We start from the raw sequence: 16,713 nt of genomic DNA, 5'->3' as shown, positions 1-16,713 counted from the left end.
AAGCCCCCAAGGACGGGTTTACGGCGTCTCCCGCAACCGGACCCACCCCGCCTGCCCTCAGGAAACCAGCTTCTGCTGTTGCTTCGGCTCCTGCTCTGGTCTCGGCGGGTGCAGGGCGCAGCCCTGCCGATAACCCCCTCCTGCGACGGTTCGTCGCACGGGTAACCCTGGACCCGGCTCTACACTAGCGGGGTGACCCGCCTGTCCCACCCGCAGCGCCTCCTGCTCCAGCTCGCCGTCCTGGCGACGCTGCTGCTGGTGCTTGCGCCACTGGTCAGCCGCGCGCTGCAGGCACCGCCGATGGATCATGCGGCAAGGGTGGGCATGGACCACGCCGCCATGGGCCATGACATGCAGGACATGGCCATGCCCGGGCACGATCACCACAGCGCAGCGCCGGCATCGCCCAGCCGCCCGGCCGACCCGCACGCCATGCATGGCGAAGCCTGCGAATACTGCGTGCTGGCCATGCGCCTGCTGCCGTGGCTGGCCGTGCTGGTGCTGCTGTTGCCGCTGCTGTGGCGGCCGCGGCTGGTGTTCCCGTGGTCGCAACGCGTGTTGCCCATCGCGCGCTGGCCGGCACATGCCGCACGCGGGCCGCCGCGCGCTTCCATCGTCCGCTGATGTCCCTATCGAATCTGCCGCACGACGCCTGACCGGGCGCCGTGCGCGCGTGCGTACCCTGGAGCTGTTCCGATGAAAATGACTTCCCGCCCCGCGGGCGCCTATGCGCGCCTGCCGGTTGCCCTTGGCCTGGCCGTGGCCGCGTCACTGGCCCACGCTGCGCTCGCCGACGAGGCGCGCACCCTCGACACGATGGTGGTGACCGCCGCCGCACCGTCTTCACCACTGCACTGGGTGACCGATCCGCGCCTGCCACGGCAGCCGGTACCGGCCAGCGACGGTGCCGATTACCTCAAGACCGTTCCCGGCTTCTCCGCCATCCGCAACGGCGGCACCAACGGCGACCCGGTGCTGCGTGGCATGTTCGGTTCGCGCCTGAACATCCTCAGCAACGACGGCAACCTGATCGGTGCCTGCCCGTCACGCATGGACAATCCGCTGTCCTACATCGCGCCCGAAAGCTTCGACCGGCTGACCATCATCAAGGGGCCGCAGAGCGTGCGCTGGGGCGCGGGGGCCTCGGCCGGCACCGTGCGCTTCGAACGCGATACGCCGCGCTTCGAAGAACCGGGCCTGCGCGCCGACGCCAGTGCGCTGGTCGGTTCGCGCAACCGCAACGACCAGGTGCTGGACCTGACCCTGGGCAACCCGACCGGATACGTGCGCGCCAGTGGCAACCGTTCCGAGGCCGACGACTACAAGGATGGCAACGGTGATGTGGTGCCGTCGAAGTGGCGCAAGTGGAACGGCGACGTGGCCATCGGCTGGACGCCGGATGCCGACACGCTGCTGGAAATCTCCGCTGGTGCCGGTGATGCGATCGCACGCTACGCCGGGCGAGGCATGGACGGTGCTGCCTTCGAACGCACCAGCTACGCCGCGCGCTTCGAGAAACGCAACCTGCCCGGCGCGTGGGACACGGTGCAGGCCAACGTGTACTACAACGAGGCCGACCACGTGATGGACAACTACACGCTGCGCGCGCCGAATCCGCACAGCATGATGCCGATGCCGATGGCCTCCAATGTGGACCGCCGTACCCAGGGCGGCCGGGTCAGTTCCGAATGGCGCTGGCAGGACGTGCAGCTGGTGGCCGGTGTGGATGGCGAAGACAGCCGCCATCGCGGTCGCATGGGCATGGGCCGCGACACCTACCGCCAGGCCGCCTGGGAGACCGATGCCAACTTCCGTCGCTATGGCGCGTTTACCGAGATGACCCTGGGCGCCGGCACCGACCAGCGCTGGATCACTGGCCTGCGCATCGATCGCGCCAGCGTTCGCGACGAGCGGCAGTCGATCCGCGGGATGATGGGCAACATGCCCAATCCGACCGCGGGCCAGCGCCGCAAGGAATGGCTGGGCAGCGGTTTCCTGCGCTACGAACAGGACCTGGCCGATGGCCTGACCTGGTACGCCGGCCTCGGCCGCAGTGAGCGCATGCCCGACTACTGGGAGCTGTTCTCGCCCGACCATGGCCCGGCTGGCGCGCTGAACGCGTTTGCCGGCATCCAGCCCGAGCGCACCACCCAGCTTGACGTGGGCCTGCAGTACAAGGGGCCGCGCGTGCAGGCCTGGGTCTCTGCGTATGCCGGGCAGATCCAGGACTACATCCTGTTCACCTACCACGGCACCGGCATGATGGGCATGAGCCAGGCCAGCAACGTCGACGCACGCATTGCCGGCGCCGAGGCGGGGCTGGAGGTGAGCGTGGCCGAACAGTGGAAACTGGGTGGCACGCTGGCCTACGCCTGGGGCGAGAACCGCGACCAGCAGCGTCCTCTGCCGCAGATGCCGCCACTGGAAGCGCGGCTGAGTGCGAACTGGGGAGGCCAGCGCTGGAGTGCCGGTGCGCTGCTGCGCGCGGTGACCCACCAGCACCGTGTCGCAGATGGCCAGGGCAACGTCGTCGCCCAGGACCTCGGACCGAGCGCCGGCTTCGCCACGTTCGCGCTCAATGCCGCCTACCGTTTCAGTTCGCAGCTGCAGCTCAGTGCGGGTGTCGACAACCTGTTCGACCGGGCCTACAGCGAGCACTTGAACCTGGCCGGCAGTGCCGACTTCGGCTTCTCGGCCGACCCTGTGCGCATCAATGAGCCGGGGCGAAGCGTGTGGATGAAGGTGAATTACCGGTATTGATCCCTTCGTGTCACTGGTAGCGCCGGGCAATCCCCGGCGCTGCAGGCGCGACTGGATACACCCCGACACACGCCGACACTGCCCGCGGCAGCCTTGCACGGAACGGGTTCAAGGCGCTATCGCGGCCCTGGTTCCACGCCGGTAAACGCTTGGCACATACCGCTTTTGCAGGCGCTTGCCTACACTCGGCGGCCGTGGATCAATCAGGACCGTTCATGTTGGCTCGTATCGCTTCGACCCTGGCCCTTGGCCTCAGCCTGGCCGTGCTGGCCGGGTGCGCAGGCAAGCAGGAGGCCGCCGCGCGTCGGCAGGGCGAAGCGGTGCCGGTGACCGCGCAGGTGGTGCGGCCCACGCAGTGGAACGACACCCTGCAGGCGCTGGGCACGGCCAAGGCGCGCGAGTCGATCAGCGTCACCGCCAAGGTCAGCGAAATCGTCGAGAAGGTGCACTTCGAAAGCGGCCAGCACATCGCCGCCGGTGCACCGATCGTGACCCTGCGTGGGCAGGCGCAGGAAGCGGCGCTGGTGCAGGCGCAGGCCACCTTCCATGAGGCCGACCAGCTGTACAAGCGCCAGCGCGAACTGGCCACCCAGCGCCTGGTGTCCAGCGCTACGCTGGATACGCAGAAGTCGATCCGCGACGCGGCTGAGGCGCGCGTGGCGCAGATGCAGTCGGACATCGGTGACCGTCGCGTGCGTGCGCCGTTCGCCGGCGTGCTCGGCATCCGCCAGGTCAGCCCGGGCACGCTGCTGACGCCGACCACGGTGATCGCCACGCTCGATGACATCGAACACATGCACATCGATTTCCAGGTGCCGGAAGTGGAACTGGCCGCGCTGGGCGTGGGTGACAAGGTCAGCGCCACCAGCGTGGCCTGGCCGGGCCGTACCTTCGAGGGTGTGGTCAGCACCATTGATGCGCGCATCGATCCGGCCACCCGCGCGGTGACCGTGCGCGCTGATTTCGCCAACGGCGACCACGCACTGCGCCCGGGCATGCTGCTGGACGTGCGCCTGTTCCACCCCGAACGCGCGGCGCTGGTGGTGCCGGAAATCGCCGTGGTGCAGGTCGGCCGCGATACCTTCGTCTACCGCATCAAGGCCGACGACAGCGTCGAACGGGTAGACGTGGTCACCGGCGCGCGCCGTGCCGGCGTGGTCGAGATCAAGCAGGGCCTGGAGGCCGGGCAGCGCATCGTGGTGGATGGCACCGGCAAGCTGCGCCCGGGCCTGAAGGTCGCCGCCAAGGACGCCGCACCGGCCAGTGGTGCCAAGCCGGCTGACGCGCCGGCGCCGGTCGCCGCCGAGGGCCACGGCGGATGAAGCTGTCCGACATCTCCATCCAGCGGCCGGTATTCGCCGTGGTGATGAGCCTGTTGCTGCTGGTGCTGGGCGTGATGTCCTTCACCCGCCTGACCCTGCGCGAGCTGCCAGCCATCGATCCGCCGATCGTCTCGGTGTCGGTGGACTACACCGGCGCTTCGGCGGCGGTCATCGAAAGCCGCATCACCCAGGTGCTGGAAGATGCGCTGGCCGGCATCGAAGGCATCGACACGATCAACGCGCGCAGCACCAACGGCCGCTCGCAGGTCAGCATCGAATTCACCTCCAACCGCGATATCGAAGCGGCGGCCAACGACGTGCGCGATGCCGTCAGCCGCGTCGCCGACCGCATGCCGGAGGAAGCGCGCCCGCCGGAAATCGCCAAGGTCGAGAGCGATGCCGACCCGATCATCTGGTTCAACATGGTCTCCTCGACCATGGACACGCTGGAACTGAGCGACTACGCCGACCGCTACGTGGTCGATCGCTTCTCAAGCCTGGATGGCGTGGCCCAGGTCCGCATCGGTGGCCGCCAGCGCTATGCAATGCGCATCTGGCTGGACCGTGACCAGCTGGCCGCACGTGGGCTGACCACCGGCGACGTGGAAACCGCGCTGCGCAACGAGAACGTGGAACTGCCGGCCGGTCGCATCGAATCGACCGACCGTGATTTCACCCTGCGCGTGGAGCGCAACTACATCAAGCCGGAAGACTTCGCGACCATCCCGCTGGGCAAGGGCCGCGACGGTTATGTGGTGCGCATGGGCGACGTGGCGAAGATCGAGCTGGCCTCGGCCGAGCGCCGCGCGTACTACCGCAGCAACGGCGAGCCGGGCATCGGCCTGGGTATCGTCAAGACCTCCACCGCCAACTCGCTGGACGTGGCCCGCGTGGCGCGCGCGGAAGCCGAGCGGGTTGCGTTGACGCTGCCCAAGGGCACGCAGATCTTCGTCGCCTTCGACAACACCACCTTCATCGAAGCCGCAGTGGACCGCGTCTACGCCACGCTGGTCGAGGCGATGATCCTGGTGCTGGCGGTGATCTGGCTGTTCCTCGGCAGCTTCCGCGCCGCACTGATTCCTGCAGTGACGGTGCCGGTCTGCCTGGTGGCCGCGTTCATCGCGCTGTATGCGTTCGATTTCTCGATCAACCTGCTGACCCTGCTTGCCCTGGTGCTGTGCATCGGCCTGGTGGTGGACGATGCGATCGTGGTGGTGGAGAACGTGCAGCGCCGCATCGACCTGGGCGAGCCACCGCTGGTCGCCTCCAAGCGCGGTACCGCGCAGGTCGCCTTCGCGGTGATCGCCACCACCGCCGTGCTGGTGGCGGTGTTCCTGCCGGTGGGCTTCCTGGAAGGCAACACCGGGCGCCTGTTCCGTGAACTGGCGGTGGCGCTGGCGGCGGCGGTGGCGTTGTCCGCCTTCGTCGCGCTGACACTGACGCCGATGATGGCCTCCAAGCTGCTCAAGCCGCACACCGGGCAGGCGCCGCGCGGCCTGCATGGCTTCGTCAACCGCAACCTGGAGCGCCTGGCCGGCGCCTATGGCCGCGTGCTGGACCACCATGTCGACCGCACCTGGATCTACCTGCTGGTGATGGTGGCCGCGCTGGCCGCCAGCTGGGGCCTGCTCAAGCTGCTGCCCTCGGAGCTGGCCCCGGCCGAAGACCGTGGCTCGTTCCAGATCATGATCGATGGCCCGGAAGGCGCCGGCTACGACTACACCGTGCAGCAGGTGCAGCAGGTGGAAGCGATGCTGGCCCCGCACGTGGGCGCGGACAAGCCGATCGTGCGTGCCAACCCGCGCGTGCCCGGTGGCTGGGGCGCCAGCGAGGAAATGCACACCGGCCGCGTCAGCATCTTCCTGCAGCCCTGGCGGCAGCGCAGCGAAGGCACGCCAGAGGTGGCCAACGAGCTGCAGAAGGAACTGGACACCATCCGCGGCGTTCGCGTGCGTACGCAGGTGGGCGGGGGCCTGGTGCGCAGTGGCGGGCAGCCGTTCCAGATCGTGCTGGGCGGGCCGGAATACGCCGAAATCGCCCAGTGGCGCGACCGTATCCTGCTGCGCATGGCCGACAACCCCGGCCTGGTCGGCCCGGACTCGGACTACAAGGAAACCCGGCCGCAGATGCGGGTGAACATCGACCGCCAGCGTGCGGCCGACCTCGGCGTGCCGGTCACCGCGATCGGTTCGGCGCTGGAAACCATGATGGGCTCGCGCCGCGTCACCACCTTCGTCGACAACGGCGAGGAGTACGACGTGCTGGTGCAGGCCGGCCGCGATGGACGCACCAGCCCGGCCGACCTGGCCGCGATCCGCGTGCGCGCCACCTCCGGCGAACTGGTGCCATTGTCCAACCTGGTCACGTTGAGTGAAGTGGCCGAGGCCGGCACCCTGAACCGCTTCAACCGCCTGCGCTCGATCACCATCACCGCCGGCCTGGCGCCCGGTTACCCGCTGGGCGAGGCCATCGCCTGGGCGCAGAACGTGGCCCGCGAGGAACTGCCGCAGTACGCGCAGGTGAACTGGAAGGGCGAGTCGCGCGAGTACCAGAGCGCCGGTGGCGCGGTGCTGTTGACCTTCGCCATGGCGCTGCTGGTGGTGTACCTGGTGCTGGCCGCGCAGTTCGAGAGTTTCATCCACCCGCTGACGATCATGCTGACCGTGCCGCTGGGCGTGCTCGGCGCGCTGGTCGGGTTGTGGGTGAGTGGGGGTACGGTGAACCTGTTCAGCCAGATCGGCATCGTCATGCTAGTCGGCCTGGCCGCGAAGAACGGCATCCTCATCGTCGAGTTCGCCAACCAGTTGCGTGACGATGGGCGCACGGTACGCGAGGCGATCATCGAATCGGCGATGGTGCGCCTGCGCCCGATCCTGATGACCTCGATCGCCACTGTGGTTGGCGCGGTCCCGCTGGTGGTGGCCGGTGGCCCGGGTTCGGCCAGCCGTGGCACGATCGGCATCGTGATCATCTTCGGCGTGACTCTCTCGACCTTCCTGTCGCTGTTCGTGGTGCCGGCGTTCTACGCGCGATTGGCGCCCTATACGCGTTCGCCGGAAGCGGTGAAGCGCGAGCTGGAGAAGCAGGAAGCCGCGTCGCCGTCGGTGGGTGGCCATGCCTGACCCGGCGCAGCGCCTGTACGGCGACGGCTTCGTGCTGAGGCCGTGGTGCAGCGACGACCTGGACTCGTTGCTGCGCCATGCCAATGACGCCGAGGTCTCGCGCGGCCTGCGCGACCGCTTCCCGTTCCCGTACACCCGCGAGGATGGCGAGGCGTTCCTCGCCGGCCGCGTACTGGCGCCGGGAACGCTCAACCTGGCCATCGAGATCGACGGCCACGCCTGCGGCAGCATCGGTGCCCAGCAGGGCAGCGCCGAGCGCGCGCATATGGCCGAGCTGGGCTACTGGCTGGGGCAGGCCTACTGGGGCCAGGGCCTGATGACCCGCGTGGTCGGCCTGTTCGCACCGTGGGTGATGGACGAACTGCGCCTGTTCAGGCTGCAGGCCACGGTGGTCGACTTCAACCTTGGCTCGGCCCGGGTGCTGGAGAAGAACGGCTTCCAGGAGGAGGGCGTGGAGCGCTGTGCGGTCTACAAGCGTGGCGTCCTGCACGACCTGCGCCGCTTTGCCCGGGTACGCATGCAGCTGCCCTGAGCGGCGAATTCCTTCTGGCGCTACCGCAGCGGCCTTCGATCAGGGAGAATCGACCGGTCCCCTCCAGCCGACGGGACGTCCTTACAACCCGCCGACTGGAGAGAGCGCGCGTGGAAGCTACCGTACATTTCATCAACAGCATCATCTGGAGCAAGGCACTGATCTTCATGTGCCTGGCCGCCGGCCTGTTCTTCAGCCTGCGCACCCGCTTCATGCAGATCCGTGGTTTCCTCGAGATGTGCCGCCTCACCGTCAAGGGCGAGAAGTCCGACGCCGGCGTGTCTTCGTTCCAGGCGTTGGCCATGTCGATGGCCGGCCGCATGGGCATCGGCAACATCGCCGGCGTGGCCACCGCCATCGCCTTCGGCGGCCCGGGTGCCATCTTCTGGATGTGGGTGATGGGCTTCCTCGGCGCGTCCACCTCGTACGTGGAATGCACCCTGGCGCAGATCTACAAGACCAAGGATGCCGAAGGCCGCTACCGCGGTGGCCCCGCCTACTACATCGAAAAGGCCATGGGCCTGAAGTGGTACGCGCTGGCCTTCGCCATCGCCACGATCATCGCGGCCGGCTTCCTGATGCCGGGCGTGCAGGCCAACGCCATCGCCGACAGCATCATCAACGCCTGCCGTGGCACCGCGCTGTGCGGTCCCCTGGACGGCCAGACGCTGGGCATGGAATCGGTGCAGGCGCTGAAGCTGGGCATCGGCATCGTGGTGGGCCTGCTGCTGGGCGTGGTGATCTTCGGCGGCGTCAAGCGCATCGCCAACTTCGCCGAGGTGGTGGTGCCGTTCATGGCGGCGGCCTTCATCCTGACCGCCATCGTCATCATGGTCATCAACTACGACCGCGTGCCGGAAATGTTCGGCATCATCTTCAAGAGTGCCTTCGGCACCCACGCCGCATTCGGCGCGATGATGGGCCTGGCGGTGGAGTGGGGCATCAAGCGCGGCATCTATGCCAATGAAGCCGGGCAGGGCTCGGGTCCGCACGCGGCAGCCGCTTCGGAAGTCTCGCACCCGGCCAAGCAGGGTTACGTGCAGGCCTTCGCCATCTACTTCGACACCATGATGGTGTGCACCGCCACCGCGTTCCTGATCCTGGCCAGCGGCACCTACAACGTGTACTCGCCGGCAGGCGCCAGCGCCCCGCCGATCTTCCAGGGCCTGGCCGGCATTCCGGAAGGCGCGGGCTATGCGCAGGCCGGCGTGGAAGCGGTGCTGCCGGGCTGGGGTTCGGCGTTCGTCTCGATCGCCATCTTCTTCTTCGCCTTCACCACCATCATGGCGTACTACTACATGGCCGAGACCAACCTCAGCTATGTGAACCACAACAAGAAGCGCCCGCTGACCGTGCTGGTGCTGCGCCTGGGCATCATCGGCATGGTGGTGTTCGGTGCGTTCCACAATGCGACCCTGGCCTGGGCGCTGGGTGACATCGGCGTTGGCCTGATGGCCTGGCTGAACATCATCGCCATCCTCATCATCCAGAAGCCGGCGATGCTGGCCCTGCGTGACTACGAACGACAGAAGAAGCTGGGCCTGGATCCGGTGTTCGACCCCGATGCCCTGGGCATCAAGAACGCCGATTTCTGGCGCCAGCGCAAGCAGGAGACTGTGTAAGTGAACAACCCCTGGAACAACCGCCGCCCGTCCGCCCGTCCGCCGCGCGCAACACCGTTGCCGCGCCAGGAGGTGCCGGCCACGGGCGGTGGTGGGCGCGGCGGCGGCGACGAGCTGCGCCTGTACGGCCTGAATGCCGTCCTGGCCGCGTTCGACGCGCGGCCGCAGGCGCTGCGCAAGCTGTACCTGCTGGAGGCGCGCATTCCGCGCCTGCAGCCACTGCTGAAGTGGTGCGTGGCCAACCGCGTGGGCTATCGCGTGGTCGAGGACGGTGATCTGAACAAGCTCGCCGGTACCACCCATCACGAAGGCGTGGTGGCCGATGTGCTTCGCGCACCGGCACTGCCGTTGGCGCAGTGGCTGCAGCAGGTCGGTGACGGCCCGGCGCTGGCGCTGTGGCTGGACGGCGTGGGCAACCCGCACAACCTGGGCGCGATCCTGCGCTCGGCAGCGCACTTCGGCGCCAAGGCGCTGCTGCTGCCCGAAGGCAGCACGCTGGCGCTGTCCGGTGCCGCCGCACGCGTGGCGGAGGGCGGTGCCGAAGCGGTGCCGCTGGTGCAGCTGCCGGCCGCCGCGCAGGCGATGGCGCAGCTGCGGGACGCCGGTTTCGGCCTGGCCGCGACCCTGGTCGAGGGCGGTGACGATGTATTCCGTGCGGCGCTTCCGGCGCGGCTGGTGTATGTGATGGGTGCCGAGGGCGAAGGCATGGACCGTGCGCTGGCCAGCCAGTGCGATCAGCAGGTTTCCATCCCCGGCAGCGGCGCGGTGGAAAGCCTGAACGTGGCCTCGGCCACGGCAGTGCTGCTGGCGCAGTGGGCGAGCCGTCGCGACGGCTGATACTGCCGCGATACCGTCCCATCGATGACCTGGACCCGGCCCCTGTGGCCGGGTTTTCTTTTGCGCGGTGCGGAAACAGGCGTGCCGCGCTGCGCGGCTGGCGGGCCAATCACTTCACCGCGTGTCGCATCAAGCACGCTTGATCGAGGATCAGGTGTTTTTAGTAATTGTCTCATTGTCGAGCCATATCCCGCATCGCACGGTGGATCTCCATCCAACGTCGAACAGGAGTGGTTCCCATGCATCGAGTCAAACACCCCACGATGCGCACATCCCTGCTGCTGGCCCTGTGTGCGCTCGCCGCACCGGCGGTGCACGCCGATGAGCGAAGCCTGGACGGCATCAACTTCACCGGACCGCTGATCACCCCGAATCCGGCCGGCCTGCCGCAGGGCAACTGGTACATCGAGCCCTATCTGGTGCGGGTCGACAGCCGCGACCACTACGACGACAACGGTGACCGTCGCCGCAGTGCCGAGCGCAGTGGCGCGTGGGCAACCGTGGTGCCGATCATCTATGGCTTCAGCGACCGGGTGATGGGCCAGGTCAACCTCAGTGCCTCACGTTCGGAATCCGGCAGCGCACGCAGCAGTGGTTTCCGCGCTGGCGACACCACCGCACGGTTGCAGTACCTCCTGCAGGCGCCGAGCGCCGATGGCACCCGCCCGGCCGTGTCGGTTGCGCTGGTACAGCGCTTCAGCACCGGCAGCCATGACCGCATCACCGGCAACCCGCTCGATGCGCAGGGCGACGGCGTGCAGCGCACCACCGCTGCCCTGGGCGTGCAACAGGTGGTGTGGCTGGGCAACGACCGCCCGCTGCGGTGGCGGGCCCAGTTCAGCGCCGGCCCCGCTCCCTCGCGTACCGCCATTTCCGGCACCAGCGTCTACGGTACCGACGACAGCTTCCAGGGCCACATCGCGCGTGGCTCGGTGCTGGGGCTGTCGGTGGGCGCCGAGTACAGCTTCAATTCGCGCTGGGTGGGGGTGATGGAACTGGCCGCCAGCCGCGAGACCGTCCAGCGGCTGAGTGGCTTCGCCCGCAACGGTGCGGGGGTAATCGAGCGCATCGACGAACGCCGCCCGGCCAGCCGCAACGTCAGCCTGGCGCCTGCCGTGGAGTATCACTTCAGCCCCTCGCTGGGGTTGATTGCCGGCGTCGAATTCACCGTGGCCGGGCGCAACACCGGGCGTATCGTCAGCCCCCAGGTCGCCCTCGGCATGTTCTTCTGAGGGGCCGCCGATGAACATTGAATCCATCGTCAATGCGATCCTGGGCGTGGTCTGGAGCCCCTACCTGGTGGTGCTGTGCCTGCTCACCGGCCTGTACTTCAGCGTGCGCACCCGCTTCATCCAGCTGCGTGCGCTGCCGGACATGCTGCGCCTGGTGTTCCGCCATGAACGCTCCGAGTCCGGGGTGTCACCGTTCCAGGCACTGTCGATCTCGCTGTCCAGCCGGGTCGGCGTAGGCAACATCGCCGGCGTGGCCATGGCCATCGCCTTCGGCGGCCCGGGGGCGATCTTCTGGATGTGGGTGGTGGCCTTTCTCGGTGCCTCCAGTGCGTTCATCGAATCCACCCTGGCGCAGATCTACAAGGACCGTGATGCCAAGGGCCAGTACCGCGGCGGGCCGGCGTACTACATCGAGAAGGGCCTGGGCCAGCGCTGGTATGCAGTGCTGTTCGCGCTGGTGACCGTGCTCGCCGGCGCCATGCTGGCAGGGACCCAGTCCAATGCGATCACCAGTGCGGTGAACGAAGCCTGGGATGTGCCGGTGATGACCACCACCGTGGTGCTGCTGGTGGTGCTGGGCATCATCCTGATCGGTGGTGTGCGGCGTATTGCACGGGTAGCCGAATGGGTGGTGCCACTGATGGCGGTGGCTTACCTGATGGTTGCGGCGCTGGTGATGGTGCTCAACGCGGAAAAGGTGCCCGGCGTGATCATGCTGGTGTTGAACAGTGCATTCGGCGTGGACGCGGCCTTCTGCGCGATGATCGGCACCGCCATCCAGTGGGGCGTTCGCCGCGGCGTGCTGTCCAACGAGGCCGGCATGGGCAGTGGAGCGCATGCGGCCGCTGCCGCCGAAGTCTCGCATCCGGTCAAGCAGGGACTGGTGCAGTCGTTCTCGGTCTACATCGACACGATGGTGGTGTGCAGCGCAACCGCATTCCTGATCCTGTCCACCGGCCTGTACAACATCTACGACCCGGCGGTGAACGGCGTTCCCGATGAGGCCCGCCTGCTGCTGGCCAATCTTCCGGGTGTCGAGGCCGGGCCGCGTTTCGTGCAGCACGCCGTGGAATCGGCGCTGCCGGGCTTCGGCCGTTCGTTCGTGGCGCTGGCGATCCTGCCATTCGCGTTCACCACCATCCTGGCGCTGTACTACATGGCCGAGACCAACGTCAGCTACCTGTGCCGGGATCGTCCTTCGCGGTGGGTGATGGGGGCATTCCAGCTGCTGTTCCTGGCGGTTGCCGGCTACTCGGCGGTGAACAGCGCAACGGTGGCATGGTCGCTGGGCGACATCGGGGTGGGCCTGATGAGCTGGCTCAACATCATCGCCATCCTGCTGCTGCAGAAGCCGGCGCTGGCGGCATTGCGCGACTACGAACAGCATCGGCATGCCGGTACGGATCCGCTGTTCAATCCAAAGCGGTTGGGCGTGCGCAACACCCGTGTGTGGGAGGGCTGACAGGATCGAGGTCCGATCCCTCGCCAGGGCGAGGGCGCTGAACCACGCCACGCCCTGTGGGTGCGCCATTGCCCGGTGGGTGCGAACCTCGGTTCGCACCGCTCTTCCCGCTGCGCTCGCCGGGCATGGCCCGGCGCCAGCGTCATTCGTTCGGCGGCGTGGTTGCCTTGGCCTCGCTGCCGAAACCACCGTCAGCTTCCGCGGCCAGGTACGCGAATACCGTGTAGGCAGCCACGTTCTGCGCCAGGGCCTTCGGGTCGATCTTGTCCAGCGTGTCGTCGGCGGTGTGGTGCAGGTGGAAGTAGTCCGAGCCATCCTGCGCCAGCCATGCCCACGCACCGCCCTTGGCCGCCAGCGGGCCGACATCCGGGCCCGGGCCGCCCTTGTCGGCCTGGTACTCGATGCCCAGCGGCTTCATCACTTCGGCGATCTGCCGGGTCGCTTCGCGCGAGCCCTCCGGGTTCGGCGAACCGGTGTTGAAGGCATAGATGCGGCCGGCACCGAAGTCGCTCTCGGCTGCCAGCTGATGCAGGGCCACGTCCTTGGCGTGCGCTTCGGCGTAGGCCTTGCCGCCGTACAGGCCCTGTTCCTCGTTGGCGAAGGCGATCACGCGAATGGTCCGCTTCGGCGCCTGCTTGAGCTGGCCGATCAGGTGGCCGGCCGCCATGGTGATGCCCACGCCTGCGCCGTCATCGACCGCGCCGGTGCCCAGGTCCCACGAATCCAGATGACCGCCAATCACCACCACTTCCTTCGGCAGGCTGCGGCCGGTGATCTCGCCGATCACGTTGTACGAGGTGGCCGTGCCATCCCAGCCGCAATCCAGCGCCACCTTCACCGTGGTGCTGCCACGGGCCAGCAGGCGCGCCAGCTGATCGGCATCGGGCACCGACAGTGCTGCCGACGGCACCGGCGTCAGGCCTTCATCGAAACGGGTGATACCGGTGTGCGGCACGCGATGCGAGTCGGTACCCGCCGAGCGCATCAGGAAGCCGACCGCGCCCTTGCGGATCGCCTCCGACGGGCCCTTGCTGCGGATCGCGCCGCCACGGCCGTAGTCGCGGCCATCGCGGAACGGCAGCATCTGGTAATCGACGAAAGCGATCTTGCCCTTCAGCGAGCCGGCCGGTGCGGCCTGCAATGCGGCCAGATCGGCAAAGCGCACCACCTCGGCTTCAACGGTGCCGCCCGGGCTGCCGCCCAGCGCGGTGATCTGCAGCGGCTGCGGATTCTTGCCGGTCACCGCGGCATGTTCGCTGCGGCGTTCCCACTTCGGGAACGTCACCGGTTCCTTCCATACCTTGTCGAAGCCGAGTGCCTTGAACTTGGCTTCGGCCCAGGCCACGGCGCGGGCATCGGCTTCGCTGCCGGCGATGCGCGGACCGATCTCGGTGGTGAGCGATTCGACCACCTTCCAGCCGGTGTCGTCAGCCAGTGCCTGGTCGCGCAGCTGTGCGGCGGTGGCCAGCGAGGCCGGGGGCAGGGTGGTGGTGCGCGGCGCCGCGAAGGCCGGGGCGGCCAGCAGGGCGAGGGAGGATGCGATGGCAAGCACACGGCGACGCATGGACAACTCCGGGAAGGGACCTAAGCCTTGGAGCTTAACAGTCGTTCAGGGGTGCGCATGGGCGGGAGGTCATGGCTGGCGCGAACGCTGTTTTCCGCCACGTTCGGCAAAGCGAAAGCCCCGCCGGAGCGGGGCTTTCGGTAGTCGCGGTAGTGCCGGCCGCTGGCCGGCACCCACATATTCCGATGTTGCCGGCCAGCGGCCGGCACTACCGTTCTGCGACCTTACTTCTTCAGGCTGTCGCGGATCTCGCGCAACAGCACCACTTCCTCGGCCGGTGCGGCCGGGGCGGCTTCCTGCTTGCGCGACAGGCGGTTGATCGTCTTCACCACCAGGAAGATGGCGAACGCCACGATCACGAACTGGATCAGCGTATTGATGAAGTCGCCATAGCCGATCACCACCGCCGGGATCTCCTTGCCGTCGGCACCGATGCTGGCCGGTGACAGCGTCCAGGCCAGCTGCGAGAAGTCCACCTTGCCGATCAGCAGGCCCAGCGGCGGCATGATGATCTTCTCGACCAGCGCGGTCACGATCTTGCCGAAGGCCGCGCCGATCACCACGCCGACGGCGAGGTCGATGACGTTGCCGCGCATCGCGAATTCCTTGAACTCGGTGAGCATTCCCATTGTTGTTTTTCTCCGGTGAGGGAAGTGGACAGCGCGCAGGGTAGCGCAGGTGATGTCAGCCGGCGATCACGCCGTGGCGCTCGGCCACGTTCTCCAGTCGGGCACTGAAGCGGTCGCCGGGCTTCAGCGCAGCCACCCCGGACGGGGTGCCCATGAACACCAGGTCGCCGGCGCGCAGCTGCCACAGCTTGGACAGCTCATGCAGGATCTCCGGCACGTTCCAGATCATCTGGTCGAGCAACGCCTGCTGGCGCACTTCGCCGTTGACCTCCAGCGACAGGTTCAGCGCGGCCAGGTCACCAACCTCGGCGGCATGCACGATCTCGCTGATCGGCGCGGAGGCATCAAAGCCCTTGGCGGCATCCCACGGGTGGCCCTTGTCCTTGGCGGCCGCCTGCAGATCGCGGCGGGTCAGGTCCAGGCCGACGGCATAGCCGTAGACCAGTGCATCGGCATCGGCCACGGCCAGCTCGCCGGCCGGTGCATCACGGCCGATCGCCACCACCAGTTCCACTTCGTGGTGCAGGTTGGCGGTCGCCGGCGGATAGGGAATGGCATCGTCATGGCCGACCACGATCGCATCGGCGGGCTTGCTGAAGAACATCGGGCGGCCGCGGTCATCGGCGGCCGGCACCGCCGCGCCCATTTCACGGGCATGGTCGGCGAAGTTGCGGCCCACGCAGTAGATGCGGTGCACGGGGAAACTGCCGCCGCCCACGACCGGCACACGCGGCAGGGCAACGGCAGGGATCACATCGGAGACATCGGACATGCGGGCATCCAGGAAGGGCGTGCCCGCAGTCTAGAACGCATGGCGCCCGCCGTCAGCGGGCGCGGAAGGCATGGATCAACGCGAGGCCGGCAACACCGGCTTGCGCACCACACGGTACTCGCCCTCGACCACGGTCGGATCGACCGGACGGGCGGTGCCCGGCTTGCGTGCAGCCAGCAGCTTCCACGCCAGGCCGACCAGAATCATCGCCGCACCGACGAACACGCCGATGAACACCATCGCGGCCAGGATCGCCAGGCCGAGCAGGCCCACGGCAACGCGCACCAACGGGTGGCGCGGCTTGCGCGGCGCGAACAGGGTGCGGAACTGGTTGAAGGCGGATGCGCGATTGAACATGGCGGCTCGATAGGCTGGGATCAGCGAAAACAGAGTATCGGGACGCGCCACTGTCATTGAGTGAAAAACTCGTTAAATATAGCCTGTGCTTATTACGAATCAATGACTTGTGTTCATCTTGCAGCCAGTCACCTGAGCAGGCGTGCGACAATGTCGCTTTACTGTCCGAGCCTTCGCCATGACTGCCGCTGCTGCCCTGATCGCCCTTGATGCCATTGCCGATGGCGCGTTTGCCGAGGTCGAAGCGGTGGTCGATGGCGATGCCGAGTCGGTGCTGCTGTATCGCGACGGCATGCAGGTGCGTGCCTTCCTGAACATCTGCCCGCATGCCGGCCGTCGCCTGGACTGGGCGCCCGGCCAGTTCCTGAAGAGCCGTGAAGGCCATCTGGTGTGCGCCGCGCACGGCGCCTCGTTCGCGCTGGACAGCGGCGACTGCATCGCCGGCCCGTGCAAGGGCGACCGCCTGCGGGCCGTGCCGGTGGACGTGCGCGACGGGCAGGTC

The 16,713-nt window shown here is 67.7% G+C and carries 14 protein-coding genes; 10 read left to right on the top strand and 4 right to left on the bottom strand.

Translation table 11 applies throughout. The features are described from left to right. Positions 1 to 192 precede the first annotated feature (192 nt). From N7590_RS19505 to N7590_RS19465, 9 genes are all read left to right on the top strand, one after another. On the top strand, positions 193 to 624 hold the full coding sequence (locus N7590_RS19505; RefSeq protein ID WP_164242252.1) for a DUF2946 family protein: 432 nt from the start codon (positions 193 to 195) through the stop codon (positions 622 to 624). A gap of 72 nt (positions 625 to 696) precedes the next feature. Further along, complete coding sequence (locus tag N7590_RS19500; protein ID WP_164242254.1) at positions 697 to 2,760, top strand: TonB-dependent copper receptor; 2,064 nt, start codon at positions 697 to 699, stop codon at positions 2,758 to 2,760. A gap of 215 nt (positions 2,761 to 2,975) precedes the next feature. Beyond that, positions 2,976 to 4,082 carry an efflux RND transporter periplasmic adaptor subunit gene (locus N7590_RS19495; protein ID WP_053510722.1) on the top strand — a complete coding sequence of 369 codons (1,107 nt, stop codon included), beginning with the start codon at positions 2,976 to 2,978 and terminating at the stop codon, positions 4,080 to 4,082. Beyond that, positions 4,079 to 7,204 (top strand): efflux RND transporter permease subunit, encoded by a 3,126-nt coding sequence (locus tag N7590_RS19490; protein ID WP_004154366.1) that lies wholly within the window; start codon positions 4,079 to 4,081, stop codon positions 7,202 to 7,204. Before N7590_RS19495 ends, N7590_RS19490 begins: the two co-directional genes overlap by 4 nt. Beyond that, positions 7,197 to 7,736: a GNAT family N-acetyltransferase gene (locus N7590_RS19485; protein ID WP_053510720.1), complete on the top strand. Its 540-nt coding sequence runs from the start codon at positions 7,197 to 7,199 to the stop codon at positions 7,734 to 7,736. Before N7590_RS19490 ends, N7590_RS19485 begins: the two co-directional genes overlap by 8 nt. 110 nt (positions 7,737 to 7,846) lie before the next feature. Beyond that, positions 7,847 to 9,358 carry an alanine/glycine:cation symporter family protein gene (locus N7590_RS19480; RefSeq protein ID WP_053510718.1) on the top strand — a complete coding sequence of 504 codons (1,512 nt, stop codon included), beginning with the start codon at positions 7,847 to 7,849 and terminating at the stop codon, positions 9,356 to 9,358. Then, positions 9,359 to 10,195 (top strand): TrmH family RNA methyltransferase, encoded by an 837-nt coding sequence (locus N7590_RS19475; RefSeq protein ID WP_053510716.1) that lies wholly within the window; start codon positions 9,359 to 9,361, stop codon positions 10,193 to 10,195. It begins immediately after the preceding gene. A gap of 239 nt (positions 10,196 to 10,434) precedes the next feature. Continuing rightward, entirely contained in the window at positions 10,435 to 11,427 is a 993-nt protein-coding gene (locus N7590_RS19470; RefSeq protein ID WP_164242256.1) for a hypothetical protein, read from the top strand. Between the two features lie 10 nt (positions 11,428 to 11,437). Then, complete coding sequence (locus N7590_RS19465) at positions 11,438 to 12,889, top strand: alanine/glycine:cation symporter family protein (protein WP_164242258.1); 1,452 nt, start codon at positions 11,438 to 11,440, stop codon at positions 12,887 to 12,889. A 142-nt stretch (positions 12,890 to 13,031) separates the two neighbouring features. On the opposite strand, the gene N7590_RS19460 is transcribed toward N7590_RS19465, so the two are convergent. The 4 genes from N7590_RS19460 to N7590_RS19445 all read right to left on the bottom strand — a co-directional run bounded on the left by N7590_RS19460 (position 13,032) and on the right by N7590_RS19445 (position 16,211). Then, on the bottom strand, positions 13,032 to 14,453 hold the full coding sequence (locus tag N7590_RS19460; RefSeq protein WP_053510710.1) for a M28 family peptidase: 1,422 nt from the start codon (positions 14,451 to 14,453) through the stop codon (positions 13,032 to 13,034). Between the two features lie 224 nt (positions 14,454 to 14,677). Further along, complete coding sequence (gene mscL, locus N7590_RS19455) at positions 14,678 to 15,082, bottom strand: large-conductance mechanosensitive channel protein MscL (RefSeq protein WP_004154386.1); 405 nt, start codon at positions 15,080 to 15,082, stop codon at positions 14,678 to 14,680. Between the two features lie 55 nt (positions 15,083 to 15,137). Then, entirely contained in the window at positions 15,138 to 15,854 is a 717-nt protein-coding gene (locus tag N7590_RS19450; protein WP_006387611.1) for a fumarylacetoacetate hydrolase family protein, read from the bottom strand. Between the two features lie 75 nt (positions 15,855 to 15,929). Next, positions 15,930 to 16,211 carry a hypothetical protein gene (locus N7590_RS19445; RefSeq protein WP_053510706.1) on the bottom strand — a complete coding sequence of 94 codons (282 nt, stop codon included), beginning with the start codon at positions 16,209 to 16,211 and terminating at the stop codon, positions 15,930 to 15,932. A gap of 178 nt (positions 16,212 to 16,389) precedes the next feature. On the opposite strand from N7590_RS19445, the gene N7590_RS19440 reads away from it, so the two are divergent. Next, positions 16,390 to 16,713 (top strand): Rieske (2Fe-2S) protein (locus tag N7590_RS19440; RefSeq protein ID WP_279935811.1); only part of this gene is annotated, 324 nt, incomplete at its 3' end.

It is taken from the genome of Stenotrophomonas sp. GD04024 (assembly GCF_029837545.1).
GTDB lineage: Bacteria > Pseudomonadota > Gammaproteobacteria > Xanthomonadales > Xanthomonadaceae > Stenotrophomonas > Stenotrophomonas forensis.
The sequence above is the reverse complement of the archived record's forward strand: the minus strand, read 5'-3'. Positions and strand labels throughout refer to the sequence as shown.